This is a genomic window from Butyricicoccus porcorum (assembly GCF_002157465.1).
In the GTDB taxonomy this organism is placed as follows: domain Bacteria; phylum Bacillota; class Clostridia; order Oscillospirales; family Butyricicoccaceae; genus Butyricicoccus_A; species Butyricicoccus_A porcorum.
Map to the genome: position 1 here is coordinate 244997 of NZ_NHOC01000001.1, position 14677 is coordinate 259673.

The window sequence follows — 14677 nt, forward strand, 5'->3', positions numbered from 1 at the left end:
GACATTCTTCTATCATATTAACCCGCTTTTTCCTCACTGTCAATCGACAGTTTTGCATACAGCACACAGTATATCGCTTTTTCTGTATGATTTCGGCAAAGATATCGCCCAAAACAGCCGCACGCCTGCCATTCTGTGGTATACTATACGTACTCTGTATCATTTGGAAAAGGAGATATGTCGACATGATCGACCTGCACTGCCATATCCTGCCGGGCGTAGATGACGGCGCACAGACACCGGAACAGGCACTGGACATGGCGCGACTCGCCGTGGATGCGGGTGTGGCAACCATCGCCGCCACACCGCACACCAACATCGCCCGCATGTTTGAAAATTACGCCTCAGACGAGTTGGACGCACGCTTTACAGCGCTGCGCACCCTGCTGAAGCAGCAAAATATCCCGCTGGAAATTGTCACCGGTGCGGAAATTTATTTTGACGGCGATGTGGCCGACATGCTGCGGCGCGGCACCGTGCCGACGCTGGGCGGCACACGGTATCCATTGGTGGAATTTTCGTTTCACGACCGCCCGTCCCGCGTGCTGGACGGGCTGGAATCGCTGCTGGATGCGGGCTATACGCCGATCATTGCCCATCCCGAACGCTACCGGTTTGTGCAGCGCGACCCCGGCGGGCTGCTGCCTGTCTTCGCGGACATGGGCTGTGTCCTGCAAATCAACCGGGGCAGTCCACTCGGACGGTTCGGCGAAGGTGCTCTGCGCGTATCCCGCCGGATGCTGGAGATCGGGCTGGTGCATCTGGTTGCAAGCGATGCACACAGCGACACAGCGCGCACGCCATGGCTGGCGGATATCCGCGCATTTCTGCGCGATACCTATGGCGACGGCTGCCCGGAGCTGCTGCTCGAGCGCAATCCCGCGCATATCCTGCGCGATGAACCGGTCGAGTCGGTGTTTGATTCTTAATCCGGCCCGAACGCCGCCGCTGAACAAAAGCTCCTTCCGTTTTCCCGGCAAAGCATCGAATCCGCCACCCTCCCGGAGGGGGAGCCCGGTACAAAACCGGATTCTTTTTTTGTACACAAATGCAGTTGCCGACAGATAGGCAGAAATGATATAATGATTTACCCTACACGCGCGAAAGGAGGGCATCCGCATGAAAAACATACGCAAATTTTGTCTGGTCGGGCTGCTGACCCTGTGCTCGCTGCTGTGCTGTGCATGCGGGGGCGGCTCCGCAAAACGCGACCACACGGAAGACCCCACCGACACCGGTTCCGGTGCCGCGACTCAGCCGTCTGTACTGGATATGCCGTATATCGGAATCCTGCTCAAGTCGCTGGACAATCCGTATTTCGATCTCATCAAGGCAGGTGCGGAGGATGAGGCGGATGCGCTCGGTGTCGAAGTGATGGTCTTTTCCCCCGATGACGAGGATGACACAGACGATCAGGCGGATATGCTGCTGACCATGGCGAACATGGCAGTAGACGTCATCGCCATTGCGCCGATTGATGAGTCTGCGCTGGCAGACGGGCTTGCGCGCGCCGAAAAAAACGGCAAAATCATTCTGTCCGTCGACACCGCACTGGACTACGACGGCTGCGCCTGCTATATCGGCACGGACAATTACAACGCCGCCTATCAGCAGGGACAATATGCGGCCGGACTGGTCGATGAAGGTGCCTGCGCCGTCATCCTGCGCGGGCAGGCAGAGGACAGGGCACACACCCTGCGCGAATACGGACTGGAAGACGCACTGCATGACGGCGGCGTACAGGTACTGGATACGAAGATCTGCAACTCCTCTGAGAAAGAAGCAGAGCAAGCCATGGCGGAACTGCTCGAGACACAGCAAACACTTCATCTGGTGTGCACCACCTCGGACAGCATGGCGGTCGGCGCACAGCGCGCCATTGCACAGGCCGGACGCAGTGACAGCATTCATATTGTCTCGTTCGACGGCATGCAGGAAGTTTCCGAGCTGGTTCGCGTGGGAGAAATCGACGCGGTATTCGCACAGGATGCCTATGAAATTGGACGGGAATGCGTCCGCACTGCCGTCAGGCTGTATCAGGGCGAGGAAGTGCCGGAAACCATTCACACCGATGTGGAGCTGATTACACAGGGCAATGCACAGGAGCATATGGACGAGGTCAACCGCCGCCTGCGCCACAAAAAGACAAAATGATAACAATCCGGTAAATTTTCTGTGAATATGCGCTCAAACGGGCAAAACCAGCCTGTTTGGGCGTTTTTTGTGCCTGTCTTGTTCCCGTCTGCTATTGACACACAGGATTTTTTTCCGTATAGTGAGAAGCGTAAACTGTCGCAGTTTGTCGCGGCGCGCCGACTGTCGGCGCGCCGCTCCACTCCATTTTCTGTTTGCCCTGTCCCCTGCACAGACGTATTGGGACGGGCAGGGGGTACTTATTTCTATGAAGCAATTTTTTCAAGTTGTGCGCGGCATTCTGCTCGCACTGGTGGTATTTGAGGCGCTCATCTGGCTGGGCACGAAACTCAGCATTCTGGGCGTTCTGGTCGGATCATTCCCCGTCCCGACCGCCGCAGTTGTGCTGCTGTTGTGCCTGTATCTGACGTTCATCCGCAAGGGGAAAAAAGCCTCTGCCGCACCCATTGACCGGAAGGAATACCTCGTCACCATCGCACCCGGCGCCTATGGGCGCATCGGCGGTGCATTCGACAAAACCAAATACGGCAAGCTGGAACGCCTGCCCGGCGGCTGGCTGGAGGGCGTGCGCACCTACCGCGCAGAGGACGGCTCCCTGCTGTTCACTGTGCGCCAGCATCAAAAGCTGCTGCTGCCGAAACGCCTGATTGCGGCTGCCCTTGTAGCGGTCATCCTGCTCGGCCCGCTGTCCGCGCTGTCCTATGTCAATGCGGCAAACCGCAGCATCGGCACGCTGCTCGCCGGTGTCGGGCTGACGGTACATCCGAACGGTATGTCCTATCTCGATGTCAAACCGGTCGAGCTGCCGCAGCTGCTGTCCGGTGAAGCAAACCACCCGTCGGACACGAACACGGAGCCGGAAGCTACAAACCTGGAAGATGAGCCGGCAACTGCCACGCCGGCTGACAGCACGCAGACCACGGAACCTGACACACAGGAAGAAACCTCCTCCGGCGGCATCGGTGATACCATCAGCAGCTGGGCAGGCGGTGTCAGTGACTGGTTTTCCGGCCTGTTCGGCGGCAATTATATTTTGCCGTCCCACCGCCGCATACTGACTGACAGCGATGTAGCAGGCATGGACGCTGCACAAATCCAGCGCGCCATCAATGAAATGTATGCCCGCCACGGCTACGATCTGTCCAACTCGGTCGATGCGGCCTATTTCGCCGAACAAAGCTGGTACAAGCCCGACCCGGACAAATCACAGGATGAAGTCCGCGCGGAATTCAATGACACAGAAAACACAAACTTGGACTTCCTGATTTCCTGCCGCAGCAGACTCAGGTCATAACAAAGGGGTTAAAATCATATGAGTAAAATTATTGTGACCGCCGTCGGCGTCAGCGGCAGCGGCAAGAGCAATGCCTATGGCGCAATCATGGAGCTGCTCAAGGTGCGCCGCCGTGACAGCTATTATCTCACCGCCTGCGGCGCGACGCCGGAGGAGCGCATCCGCAATTCCGGCATCATCAACCGTTATGCGGACATCAATCAGGGCTTTGTCAGCACCGGTACCATGATTACCACGGAATTCCCGTTTGCATTCGGCGGACATTTCCGCCCGGATGTACCCACCTATCCGCTGCTGGATATGCCGCTGATCGACTATCCGGGCGGCGTGCTCAAAACCATGCTGGGCAAAGGCTCGGAGGAATCCAGCCGTCTGCTGCACCGCATTATGGATACCGATGTGCTGCTGCTGTTTGCAGATGCGAATATCCTGTCGGAAGAAGGCGGCGTAGAGCCCGCCCGCCAGAAAATTGCACTGGAAATCAACACAATTTTTGAAATCCTGAGCACGGAGCGCGACACCGCCTTTGTCAGCAAGCCGCGCACCGTCCTGCTCCTGCTGACCAAATGCGATTCCGGTTTAATCCCGCAGGAGCTCAAGGACAACCATTTCCACGGTCTGGTCAACCGCGCATTACAGGTCTTCGACCCGACCGTGCGTTTCTGCATCAACCAGCCGGGCTGGAAAATCGCCGTTGTCCCCACTTCGACCTGCGGCGACGGCAATTCCAACTCCTGGCGCGACGAAGGCGGCATCTATCACTCCGAAATGACCGCACCGCCGCAGCCCTATGGCTTCGATCTTGCGATTTTATACGGCGTCATGAATGAGCTGGAAAACCGTGTGCGCCTCGGCTATGATGACAGCGAAGAGATCCCGGAACAAGTAGAGCGCAAGCCCGGCTTTGTCTCCGGTTTCCAGTGGCGGCATATTTTACAGCGCCTTGCCGGACAGGAAAATGAACAGATTTCCCTGTATCGCCAGTATGCCGGCAATCTGCATTCCATTCTCGACCCGCTCTGCGGATCGCAGATCATCGAAGTCTGACAGACAAAGGAGGTGACACCATGAAACCGGAACTCTTTTTATTCAGCCGCACGCCCGAAGCGGATTACCGCTATCTGGTTCCGCTCCCGCCGCAAAAATCCGATGCCGTCGGCGCGTTTTTACAGCAGCGCCTCGCCGACATGCAGCGCGGACAGGCCGACGGCACGGTACATTTTTTCCTCAGCGACACCGATGCCGTGCTGGTGCGCGCGGTTGACAGCGGCACCCGTGATCTGTATGCGCGCCCCATCCTGTCGCTCGAAGGGCTGTACTGCCCCGCGGCAGATGTGCGCCCGTTCTGGCTGTGCCTGCCGCACCTTGTCCCCGGTTTCTGGTCTGCCTCTTCCATCTATGCCCTGATTGTCCGGGACGGCAAGACCGTCCCGCTGCCGCCCGCGCGGCTGATGGATGCCTGTGCACAATACAGCCCGAAAAATCCGCATACAAAAGCGATGCAGCGCGCCATTTTTGCCGCAGATGCACCGGTTTCGTTCACCTTTGATGCGGACGGACTGCATTTCTCCGAACAGCCCCCCACACAGGGACGCACACGCTGGCATCCGCAGGAACCGCGCCGCTGTGACATCCGCCTGACGCTCGACCGCAAAACAAAAGCCGCCCGGCTGGAAGCGGTCAGCCGCGGCAATATGCCGTATCCCATTGCCTGCAGCGCGGACATTGCGCGCGAGGCAGACGGCTGGAGCTTTTCCGCACTGGAAGCCGCTGCCGCCGCACTGGAAGCCGAGCTGGACAAACACGGCTGGCAGTATGCACCGGACAAAGGAGGCAACCCATGACGCTGACCGGTTTCCCGTTTGCACTTGACCCCGCAGACAAACACCGTCTGCTCACTCTGGAGGAGCACGAAGGGCTGTGCTGTCTGCTCGACCGCGCCCGGCATTATGGCGGCGCGGGAGATATCGCCTTTCTCTGTATGTCCACCTGTTCCCTGCTCGTGCGCTTTGCGCCGGAGAAAACCGGCACATGGACAGTGTGCGGCTATGCCTTCCAGAAGGCACAGGAGCCGTGGGTATGGGCCTATCTGCCCTCTCTGCCTGGCACACTGCTCGCCCCGCCGTCCGGCAAGCTGCTGTTCCACGCGGAACGTGCAGACACGGCAGATGTCTGGCTGGAACGGCATGACCCGTCGCTGTCACACGGTGCGCGGCAGCTCGCACGCGACACGGCCCGGCAGATGCATCCGCATTCCGTCGGCTTTACCCATCTCGACCCGGCTGTGTACGCCGACGACGGCATTCACTGGTATGCGCTTGAGCCGTCCAAATCGGCGGAGGAACATACCATCCTGCTGCCGCAGCCGCCCGCCAGAGAACCGGAGCCCGCTGACAGCATGCCTGCGGATGAAATTCGCATTGTCCCGCCGCGCATCACCAAAACCTGGCGCGTCGTGCGCGGAGAGGAAAAATATAAGCTCGGCGCAGTGGACGAAACCTCCGACTGGTATGTATTCGCCGACCGCATGCGCAGCGCGATGACAGACACGTGACGATAGAAAAATGTACCGACCTCCAATCGTTAGATTTTTTGATCTAACTTTTTGAAGTCGGTACATTTTTTTCAGGCGCTATCTGAAAACCAACAAAACGACGAATATTTCGCAAAGGGCGAGACTGGTTCAAGGCAAAAGTTCGCCGGAATCCCTTCGGATTTCAAGTGTTTTTCACGAAGAAGCAGTCTGTACTTGCAGCATAGTCAAAATTTTCGACTTTTCAGATACGCCCTATTCTATCATATCGGGTCTATTCGTCGTCGTCACAGTCCATGTTTTCCAGATTCTGCTGTCGCTTTTTTGTCAGCCGCGCGGAGACCGTCAGCGCGACAAGGCACAGCGCAAAGGTGAACAGCCCGGTACCGACTGCCAGCACAATGCTGACGCCCCAAAATTCCCCGCCGGTGTTGCGCAATATCATGCCGAACACAAAGACAGCAATCGCCAGACCGCCGACAGCGCTCGCAGCCACATTGGTTTTGAGATCCGGCTTCAGATAGCGATCCCAAATGCCGCGGCGGATGCATGCAACTGCCATGCCGAGCGCCAGCACCATAAAGATCATCCATTCGCCTGCGATCTGCGACCACGGCGCGCCCATCAGCGACTGGATCACCAGCGCCGCCAGCAGTGCCCAGAAGCAGAACCACACGCCGATATGTTCTATGTGCAGCAGCTCCTGCTCCTGCCGTTCATCCAGATTGTTTTTCATGCGTTTCATTGCGAATCCTCCTCCCAGAACAGATCATCCAGTGTTTTTCCCAGTGCGTGGCAGATATCCAGGCACAGGCGCAGGGATGGGTTGAATTTGCCCGCTTCAATCATGCTGATTGTCTGCCGCGTCACGCCGACGCGCTTCGCCAGCGCCTCCTGCGACAGGTCCTTTTCCACACGGGCCAGTTTCATATTCCGGTTCTTCATGGCGCACCCCGCCAACGGCTTGCTGCATCGTTCATGGCAGTCCCTCCTTCGCTGTATGCTTTCTGTCTTCCGTATCTGTATCATACAATATATACGACGATATGTCAATTATATTTTACAAATTATAAAATAAAATTGACACACTCGTCGGTGTGTCAATTTAAAATCACGTTTTTTTCTTTTTCAGCATACGGTCGAGCCGCGCCTGCATGCGCGCGCGGCGCGCCTCTGCTTCCGCGCGGTCAATCGCCACAATCACGCCATCCGCAATCTCGACGACATCACCGTCGCACAGGCCGTCGACAGCGGCAAATTCCTGCATGCCGTCATCCGTTTCCACAACGGCAATGCCGTTTTCAATCCGGTCAACCGTTCCCCTCATGATGCAACACCCACCTCACCATTTGCCATGGTCAACACGACCGAACCGTGTTTTGCGGTTTCAAAAATTTCCGTTCCGATGGGCTCCAGCCGTTCAAACACTTCCTCATCCGGCAAGCCGTAGGAATTGCCCTTTTCATAGGAAATGACTGCAAATTCCGGGGAAACTGCTTCGAGAAATTCTGCACTGGAAGCAGTGCGCGAGCCGTGATGTGCAACCTTGAGCACATTGCAGTCGAGCAGAGAGAGAGTATTTTTTATCATATCCTGTTCGACGCGCGTCGTCGTATCACCCGTAAACAGGGCGCTGCACCCGCTTGCATCCAGCCGCAGGACAAGCGACCAGGTATTCGGGTCATTTCCATAGGTATCCCGGCTGTTCGGCCCGGGTGCAAGCACCGTGAATACACCGCCGGATTCGCCCAGCGGAATGGTATCGCCGATATCCGGAAATTCCGGCTCAATGCCTTCTTCATCGATGGCATCGAGCAGCTTTTCATAAATGCGCGTGTCCATCGCTTCATCCGACAGATACACCGATTTGACATCAAATGCCTCGAAAACATCCACCAGGCCGCCGATATGGTCTTCATGCGGATGAGTGGCAATCACTGCGTCCAGATCCGCAATTCCATGGCGGCTCAGGTAATCGACAACCGCATCCCCGGCGGACTGTTTGCCGCCGTCAATCAGCACGGCACTGTCACCGCTGACAATCAGCGATGCATCGCCCTGTCCGACGTCAATAAAATGAATGGTGGTTTCTGTCCCTGTGTCCGCAACGGTGTCCGGCGCAGCAGATGGCAGAAACTGCTTGCTGAGCATAATTGCCGCGATCAGGAAGACGGCAAGCACCAGCGTCAGATTGGATCTCTTTTTCATATCTTATCCTCCCATACTGTTATTTTAAGTATACCAGTATGCAATCATGGATGCAAACAAACTTCACAAAAAATTTCACTCTTTTACAGAAAGTGTATGATTTCAGGCACATTTGTAACCGCAGAACGCGTGCGCAACGCCCGGTTGCGCATTTGACAGGTGGAAACGGTAGATTGCCCCCGCCGGATATGATACAATCAGGGCAGCAAAGGAGGGATTCCCCATGACATTCGGACAAAATCTTCAAACGCTGCGCCGACAGAACGGCCTGTCCCAGCAGCAGCTGGCGGAACAGCTCGGCGTATCGCGGCAGGCGGTTTCCAAATGGGAACTGGATGCGGCAAAGCCGGATATTGACAATGTCATTCAGATCAGCCGGCTGTTCGATGTTTCCATCGACGAATTGCTGACCGGTGAACCGTTCCGGAATGCGCGCAGTTTTCCACAGCCTGTGGAAGCAACCAGTGGAAAACGAACCCGGCTGATTGTGGGCGCTGTGCTCGTCCTCGCGGGCGTGGTGTGTCTGATCCTCGCAGGGTTCGCAGCCGTCTGGATGCGGAGTATCGACATGCAAACCGGCTCCTGGTATACCGATGTGACGGAATACCTCTGGCATTTCCCGGTCATAGCGGTTATCGCGGTCGCTGCTGTCTGCCTGCTGACGGGAATCTTCCTGCTTATCCTGCCAAATCGGCAAAACAGAAAATAATCCTTGCTGCCATATGGCAAGCGTGCTGTCATTGACAAAAACCTACAGAACAGGTACAATAAAAGCAGTTGAAATGAGAATGATTCCGAGTCTGTACCGCCGCACAGACTCGCACATGAAATGGAGGAAATGCAATGGGCTTCAGCAAAGTAACCGATTCCATCCTGTATGTCGGTGTCAATGACCATGAAATCGATCTGTTTGAGGGACAGTATGTTGTTCCGAACGGCATGGCATACAATTCCTATGCTATTCTGGACGAAAAAAACGCCGTTATGGACACGGTCGACATCCGCTTCGTACAGGAGTGGCTGGACAATATCGCCGCCGCTCTCAATGGCAAAAAGCCGGATTATCTGATTATCCAGCATATGGAACCGGATCACTCTTCGAGCATCGCAGAATTTCTGAAGGTTTATCCGGATGCCATCGTCGTCGGCAACGCAAAGACCTTCACGATGATGCAGCAGTTCTTCGGCGCAGATGTCGCACCGAACCGTGAGGTTGTCGCAAACAACGGCACGCTGTCGCTGGGCAACCGCACACTGACCTTTGTCTTCGCACCGATGGTTCACTGGCCGGAAGTCATGGTGACCTATGACGCACAGGACAAGGTTCTGTTCTCCGCGGACGGCTTCGGCAAGTTCGGCGCACTGGATGTCGAGGAGAGCTGGGCATGCGAAGCTCGCCGCTATTACATCGGCATTGTCGGCAAATATGGCGCACCGGTTCAGGCGTTGCTCAAGAAGGCCGCTGCACTGGATATCGCAAAAATCTGCCCGCTGCATGGCCCGATCCTGACCGAGGATCTCGGGTATTACATCAATCTGTACGACATCTGGTCGTCCTATGGCGTCGAGTCCGAGGGCGTCATGATCGCGTATACCTCTGTTTACGGCAACACCAGAAAGGCTGCCAAGCTGCTGGCGGACAAGCTCACCGCAAAGGGCTGCCCGAAGGTTGTCCTGACCGATCTGGCGCGCTCCGATATGGCCGAGGCTGTCGAGGATGCGTTCCGTTACGGCAAGCTGGTACTCGCGAGCACGACATACAACGGCGAGGTCTTCCCGTTCATGCGCACCTTTATCGAGCACCTGACCGAGCGCAACTATCAGAACCGCACGGTTGGCATCATCGAAAACGGTTCGTGGGCACCGATGGCGGCAAAGGTTATGACCGGTCTGCTTGAGAACAGCAAGAACCTCACCTGGCTGGACACCGTTACCATCAAGTCCGCCCTCACCGCGGAAAACGAGGCACAGCTGGATGCCATGGCAGACGCCCTGCTGTAAGCTCTCAAATTTCAAACAGCATAGAAAAACAGGCTGGCAGAGCAACTCTGCCAGCCTTTGCTTTTGCAATACAGCCATGTTACAGGTATTGATACTGTTTCCGGTACCGGAGAATGCAGAAGAGCGCCACCACCAGCGCAAGCAGCTCTGCCGCCGGGATCGCAAGCCATACGCCGGATACGCCGCACAGCTTTGGCAGCAGTTCAATGGCCGCGATAAGAAACACAAATGTGCGCAGAAAAGACAAAACCGCGGAAACCATGCCGTTGGACAGCGCTGTAAACAGTCCGGACGCAAAAATATTGAATCCCATGAACAGAAAACCGATGGCAAACAGCTCCATGCCGTCCGACGCGATGGAAAACACTGCTGTCCCGCGCTGTGCGAACATGCCGACAACCGTCTGCGACAGCACGACCGATCCGCCATACGCCAGCAGCGAACACACGACAACAAACAACAGGCTGAGCCGTACCAGTTGTTTCAGCCGGTTCTGGTTGTGCGCACCGAAATGAAAACTGATGAGCGGCGCGACGCCGGAGGTATAGCCGAAGAAAATCGCGGTGAAGAAAAACTGTGCATACAGAACAATTGTAATTGCCGCAACGCCGTCCTCGCCGAGATAGGACAGCATGATAATATTGAACAGATAGGTTGTAACGGCAACGGCGAGATTGGACACCATTTCGGATGAGCCGTTGAGACAGGCGCGCCCCAGCACCCAGCCGCGCATCACCGGACGCACAAAATACAACAGATCATTGTGCCGGCTGAAAAAGTACACCAGCCCGATGACAGTTGGAATTGCCTGCCCGATGCCGGTGGCAATCGCCGCACCGCGGATGCCCATATGCAGCGGGACAATCAGCACATAGTCGAGCACCATATTGGCAATGCCGCCGAGCAGTGTCGAGGCCAGACCGAGATGTGGCCTGCCTGCCGTCGTGAAAAAGAACTGAAACAGGATTTGCAGCATACAGCACGGTGTGAACAGGCTCATAAAAACCAGATAATCGCGGCAATAGCCATACAGTGCATCGGTCGAGCCGAGTGCCCACACAATCGGATCGACAAATACAATCGACAGTATGGCAATCACAATTCCCAGTCCGGCAGAAAAGGCAACCAGCAGAGAAAAGCTCTGGCGCGCCAGCTCCGGTTCCTTTTCCCCCATCTGCCGCGCTGTGACCGCACTGCCGCCGGAAGCCAGCATAATACCCACTGCAAGTACAAAATTGATGAGCGGGAAAACAATATTGATGGCGGAAAGTGCATCTGTACTGACAAAATTGGACACAAACCCGCCGTCTACCATGGTATAAAACGAATTGAATAACATCATCAGCATGCCCGGCAATGTAAACCGCAGCACAAAGCCCGGTGTAATCGGGCGCTCAAACGAATTCATACATCCTCCTTTTTTCCTTCTGATTCTTTTGGGTAAGTCTCTCTACTATAGCGCCCACTGTCACCCTTGTCAAGACGGGCATCAAAGCATTTGACGGAAGCGCCGGTTCACGGTACAATAGACGGGAAGATGACACAAATCGGAGGAATTTTGAATGAACAATGAAAATGCCGCATGGTTCCGTCGCGGCATGAAAAATGGCGTGCCGATTGCACTGGGTTATTTTGCAGTCTCCTTTACGCTGGGCATTGCCGCAAAAAATGCCGGGCTCAACGCCATACAGGGTGCACTTGCCAGTGCGACAACGCTCGCCAGTGCCGGACAGTTTGCAGGCTTCAACGTCATTGCCGCCGGTGCGACCTATGTCGAAATGGCAGTCATGATGCTCGTCATCAATGCGCGTTATCTGTTGATGTCCTGCTCGCTCAGCCAGAAGCTCGATCCCGATCTGCCGCTTTTCCACCGCCTGCTCATCGGCTGGGGTATTACGGACGAAATGTTCGGTGTGTCAAGCTGTGTACCGGACAGGCTCAATCCATTTTATCATTACGGCATGATGGCGCTTTCTATCCCGGGCTGGACGCTCGGCACTGTGCTGGGCATTGTCGTCGGCAACATTCTGCCTGCCAATGTTGTCAGTGCGCTCGGCGTCGGTTTATATGGCATGTTTCTGGCCATTATCATCCCGCCCGCACGACAGAATCGTGTCATTGCGGGACTGGTTGCCGTTTCGATGGCGGCGAGCTTTGCCATGGCCAAGCTGCCGATGCTGTCCGGTATTTCCTCCGGCATGCGCACCATTATTCTCACCGTCGTCATTGCAGGCATTGCCGCTGTCCTGTTCCCGATTCATGAGGAGGAGGAAACCCATGCAGCATAATCCCTATCTGTACATCGCCGTCATGGCAGGCGTGACCTATCTCATCCGAGTGCTGCCGCTGACGCTCATCCGAAAGGAAATCAAAAACAAAACCATCCGTTCGTTTTTATATTACGTGCCGTATGTCACACTCGCGGTCATGACCTTCCCCGCCATTCTCGATGCGACGGGCAGTGTGTGGTCAGGTGCGGCAGCATTGCTCGTCGGCATTGTGCTCGCCTGGTGCGGCGGCAGCCTGTTTCAGGTCGCCGTCACTGCCTGTGCAGTGGTATTCGTGTTGGAGCTGTTCCTGTGCTGACAGGGAGTTTTTGAATACGAACTGTATAAATTTTTATATAAAATACAAATCTAAGCATTGTAAGGGGGAAACTGTGTGAGCCGGCAGAAGCAGGACGGGGAGCATTACACCCGGTTCAATCGAATATTGAAATCCCGGGCGGTGCAGCTGCTGCTCGACCGCATGGATGACGGCACATATCGGGAATTCCTCGCCGACTGGCGATGGATTTTTTCGTTTTCTGCAAACTATAAGCGCTCCATTCTGATTTATACGCTGATGGGCATATTCAGCACCTCAATGGGTCTGGTATCCTCTGTCGTGAGCAAATACCTCATCGACATCATCACCGGCTATCAGATCAACCGGTTGTGGGTACTCGTTGCCGCGATGATCGGCAGCACAGTATTCAGCCTTGTCTTTTCCAGCCTGGTCAGCCGCTATTCCGCCCGCCTGAGCATTTCCGTGGGCAACGATATTCAGGCCGAAATTTTTGACAAAATTATGGATGCCGACTGGCTGAAGCTCAACGGTTATGCCAGCGGTGACCTGCTCAACCGCTTTAACAGCGATGTCAACACCATTGCAACCAATGCGGTTTCATGGATACCCAATGTCATCATCAGCCTGTATTCGTTTTTTGCCAGCTTTGCCGTCATCCTGCATTACAACACGACAATGGCATGGATTGCCTTTCTCAGCGCGCCTGTGCTGCTGGTCAGCAGCCGGTTTCTCATGCGGAAAAATCGGGAATACCGCAGGCATGTGCTCGAATTGAACAGTGAAATGATGAGCTTTGAATCCGAAGCATTTTATAATATCGATACCATCAAGAGCTTCGGTATCATGGGCTTTTATGGCGAAAAATTGCGCAGCTGGCAGAAAAAATACAAAGACTGCAATCTGGATTACAATCTGTTCAGCATCAAGATGAATATCTGGATGTCACTGCTCGGTGCCGCAGTCAGTTTTATTGCATTTGCCTATTGTCTGTTCCTGCTGTGGACAAAATCCATCAGCTACGGCACGATGACACTGTTTTTGCAGCAGCGCGCCAAGCTGAGCAGCGACTTCAATTCCCTCATCGGGATTTTCCCCAGCATGCTCAACAGTGCCGTATCCGCACAGCGTGTGCGCGAGCTGCTTGAGCTGCCGAAGGAAGAACACGCCCTGGAAACCACGCACCAGCTGGAGGAACTGGCAGATGACGGCTTTACCGTCTGCATGCGCGGCGTATACTTTTCTTATACCGAAAGCTCTTCTGTGCTGACGGACAGCGATTTTCTCGCCTGTCCGAATGAAATTGTCGCGCTCGTCGGCCCGAGCGGTGAAGGAAAAACCACCATGCTGCGCATGATTCTCGGCCTGATTCATCCGGACGGCGGCACGGCAGTGCTCATTGACAGCACGGGAAATGAAATCCCGATGAATGCCGACCTCCGCCGGTTTTTCTCGTATGTCCCACAGGGCAATACGATTGTATCCGGTACCATTGCAGAAAACCTGCGCATGGTGCGCGAGGATGCGACAGATGAGCAAATAATTGATGCGCTCAAAATTGCCTGTGCCTGGGATTTTGTCCGCAACCTGCCGGACGGCATCCACAGCCCGCTCGGCGAACGCGGGCGGCGTGTTTCCGAGGGACAGGCACAGCGCATTGCCATTGCGCGCGCCGTCCTGCGCGACTGTCCGATTCTGCTGCTGGATGAAGCGACCAGTGCGCTGGATGTCGAAACCGAACGCCGCGTGCTGAAAAATATCATCCAACAGCGTCCGAACAAAACCTGCATTGTCACGACGCACCGTCCGAGCGTGCTCGGCATGTGCCGTCGCGTCTACCGTGTCAAAAACACCCGCGTCACTGAGCTGGACGAAGCGGAATCCGCCCGTCTGGTACAGGACTGGTAACCATCTGGGAAAGG

General features: G+C 55.5%; 16 protein-coding genes. 11 read left to right on the forward strand and 5 right to left on the reverse strand.

Features of this window, described 5'->3' with window-relative positions:
• Positions 1-185 precede the first annotated feature (185 nt).
• The 6 genes from CBW42_RS01195 (at position 186) to CBW42_RS01220 (ending at position 6002) form a co-directional block, all read left to right on the forward strand.
• Positions 186-929: a tyrosine-protein phosphatase gene (locus CBW42_RS01195; RefSeq protein ID WP_087016923.1), complete on the forward strand. Its 744-nt coding sequence runs from the start codon at positions 186-188 to the stop codon at positions 927-929.
• A gap of 190 nt (positions 930-1119) precedes the next feature.
• Positions 1120-2154 (forward strand): sugar ABC transporter substrate-binding protein, encoded by a 1035-nt coding sequence (locus tag CBW42_RS01200; RefSeq protein ID WP_087016925.1) that lies wholly within the window; start codon positions 1120-1122, stop codon positions 2152-2154.
• A 247-nt stretch (positions 2155-2401) separates the two neighbouring features.
• Positions 2402-3448 (forward strand): YARHG domain-containing protein, encoded by a 1047-nt coding sequence (locus CBW42_RS01205; RefSeq protein ID WP_087016927.1) that lies wholly within the window; start codon positions 2402-2404, stop codon positions 3446-3448.
• An 18-nt stretch (positions 3449-3466) separates the two neighbouring features.
• Complete coding sequence (locus CBW42_RS01210) at positions 3467-4495, forward strand: hypothetical protein (RefSeq protein WP_087016929.1); 1029 nt, start codon at positions 3467-3469, stop codon at positions 4493-4495.
• A gap of 20 nt (positions 4496-4515) precedes the next feature.
• Positions 4516-5292: a hypothetical protein gene (locus tag CBW42_RS01215; RefSeq protein WP_087016930.1), complete on the forward strand. Its 777-nt coding sequence runs from the start codon at positions 4516-4518 to the stop codon at positions 5290-5292.
• A complete protein-coding gene (locus CBW42_RS01220) occupies positions 5289-6002 on the forward strand; it encodes a hypothetical protein (protein ID WP_087016932.1) in 714 nt (237 codons plus the stop codon). Before CBW42_RS01215 ends, CBW42_RS01220 begins: the two co-directional genes overlap by 4 nt.
• 253 nt (positions 6003-6255) lie before the next feature.
• Here CBW42_RS01220 and CBW42_RS01225 read toward each other — a convergent pair whose 3' ends face one another.
• The 4 genes from CBW42_RS01225 to CBW42_RS01240 all read right to left on the reverse strand — a co-directional run bounded on the left by CBW42_RS01225 (position 6256) and on the right by CBW42_RS01240 (position 8189).
• Positions 6256-6726: a DUF6773 family protein gene (locus CBW42_RS01225; protein ID WP_242969754.1), complete on the reverse strand. Its 471-nt coding sequence runs from the start codon at positions 6724-6726 to the stop codon at positions 6256-6258.
• Positions 6723-6926 (reverse strand): helix-turn-helix transcriptional regulator, encoded by a 204-nt coding sequence (locus CBW42_RS01230; RefSeq protein WP_087016933.1) that lies wholly within the window; start codon positions 6924-6926, stop codon positions 6723-6725. The genes CBW42_RS01225 and CBW42_RS01230 overlap by 4 nt, the downstream gene beginning before the upstream one ends.
• A gap of 166 nt (positions 6927-7092) precedes the next feature.
• The gene (locus CBW42_RS01235) at positions 7093-7308 is read right to left on the reverse strand and encodes a DUF3006 family protein (RefSeq protein WP_087016935.1); all 216 of its coding nucleotides are present in this window, start codon (positions 7306-7308) and stop codon (positions 7093-7095) included.
• Positions 7305-8189: a ComEC/Rec2 family competence protein gene (locus tag CBW42_RS01240; protein WP_087016937.1), complete on the reverse strand. Its 885-nt coding sequence runs from the start codon at positions 8187-8189 to the stop codon at positions 7305-7307. The genes CBW42_RS01235 and CBW42_RS01240 overlap by 4 nt, the downstream gene beginning before the upstream one ends.
• A 223-nt stretch (positions 8190-8412) precedes the next feature.
• Here CBW42_RS01240 and CBW42_RS01245 point away from each other — a divergent pair, with 223 nt between their 5' ends.
• Together CBW42_RS01245 and CBW42_RS01250 are read left to right on the forward strand one after the other, a co-directional pair.
• Positions 8413-8898, forward strand: a complete 486-nt coding sequence (locus tag CBW42_RS01245) for a helix-turn-helix domain-containing protein (RefSeq protein ID WP_087016939.1) — start codon at positions 8413-8415, stop codon at positions 8896-8898.
• A gap of 134 nt (positions 8899-9032) precedes the next feature.
• On the forward strand, positions 9033-10190 hold the full coding sequence (locus CBW42_RS01250; protein WP_087016941.1) for an FprA family A-type flavoprotein: 1158 nt from the start codon (positions 9033-9035) through the stop codon (positions 10188-10190).
• Positions 10191-10269: 79 nt separating this feature from the next.
• Here CBW42_RS01250 and CBW42_RS01255 read toward each other — a convergent pair whose 3' ends face one another.
• On the reverse strand, positions 10270-11598 hold the full coding sequence (locus CBW42_RS01255) for an MATE family efflux transporter (RefSeq protein ID WP_087016943.1): 1329 nt from the start codon (positions 11596-11598) through the stop codon (positions 10270-10272).
• Between the two features lie 154 nt (positions 11599-11752).
• On the opposite strand from CBW42_RS01255, the gene CBW42_RS01260 reads away from it, so the two are divergent.
• From CBW42_RS01260 to CBW42_RS01270, 3 genes are all read left to right on the forward strand, one after another.
• Entirely contained in the window at positions 11753-12478 is a 726-nt protein-coding gene (locus tag CBW42_RS01260; protein ID WP_087016945.1) for an AzlC family ABC transporter permease, read from the forward strand.
• A complete protein-coding gene (locus tag CBW42_RS01265) occupies positions 12468-12776 on the forward strand; it encodes an AzlD domain-containing protein (protein ID WP_087016947.1) in 309 nt (102 codons plus the stop codon). Before CBW42_RS01260 ends, CBW42_RS01265 begins: the two co-directional genes overlap by 11 nt.
• Before the next feature lie 75 nt (positions 12777-12851).
• Positions 12852-14663, forward strand: coding sequence for an ABC transporter ATP-binding protein (locus tag CBW42_RS01270; RefSeq protein WP_242969755.1), 1812 nt, complete (start codon positions 12852-12854; stop codon positions 14661-14663).
• Positions 14664-14677 lie beyond the last annotated feature (14 nt).

Coding starts and splice junctions, on each gene's coding strand:
- CBW42_RS01210 (WP_087016929.1), top strand. CDS start 3,467: ATGAGTAAAATTATTGTGACCGCCGTCGGCGTCAGCGGCAGCGGCAAG.
- CBW42_RS01205 (WP_087016927.1), top strand. CDS start 2,402: ATGAAGCAATTTTTTCAAGTTGTGCGCGGCATTCTGCTCGCACTGGTG.
- CBW42_RS01215 (WP_087016930.1), top strand. CDS start 4,516: ATGAAACCGGAACTCTTTTTATTCAGCCGCACGCCCGAAGCGGATTAC.
- CBW42_RS01235 (WP_087016935.1), bottom strand. CDS start 7,308: ATGAGGGGAACGGTTGACCGGATTGAAAACGGCATTGCCGTTGTGGAA.
- CBW42_RS01195 (WP_087016923.1), top strand. CDS start 186: ATGATCGACCTGCACTGCCATATCCTGCCGGGCGTAGATGACGGCGCA.
- CBW42_RS01260 (WP_087016945.1), top strand. CDS start 11,753: ATGAACAATGAAAATGCCGCATGGTTCCGTCGCGGCATGAAAAATGGC.
- CBW42_RS01225 (WP_242969754.1), bottom strand. CDS start 6,726: ATGAAACGCATGAAAAACAATCTGGATGAACGGCAGGAGCAGGAGCTG.
- CBW42_RS01200 (WP_087016925.1), top strand. CDS start 1,120: ATGAAAAACATACGCAAATTTTGTCTGGTCGGGCTGCTGACCCTGTGC.
- CBW42_RS01240 (WP_087016937.1), bottom strand. CDS start 8,189: ATGAAAAAGAGATCCAATCTGACGCTGGTGCTTGCCGTCTTCCTGATC.
- CBW42_RS01250 (WP_087016941.1), top strand. CDS start 9,033: ATGGGCTTCAGCAAAGTAACCGATTCCATCCTGTATGTCGGTGTCAAT.
- CBW42_RS01245 (WP_087016939.1), top strand. CDS start 8,413: ATGACATTCGGACAAAATCTTCAAACGCTGCGCCGACAGAACGGCCTG.
- CBW42_RS01255 (WP_087016943.1), bottom strand. CDS start 11,598: ATGAATTCGTTTGAGCGCCCGATTACACCGGGCTTTGTGCTGCGGTTT.
- CBW42_RS01265 (WP_087016947.1), top strand. CDS start 12,468: ATGCAGCATAATCCCTATCTGTACATCGCCGTCATGGCAGGCGTGACC.
- CBW42_RS01220 (WP_087016932.1), top strand. CDS start 5,289: ATGACGCTGACCGGTTTCCCGTTTGCACTTGACCCCGCAGACAAACAC.
- CBW42_RS01230 (WP_087016933.1), bottom strand. CDS start 6,926: ATGAAGAACCGGAATATGAAACTGGCCCGTGTGGAAAAGGACCTGTCG.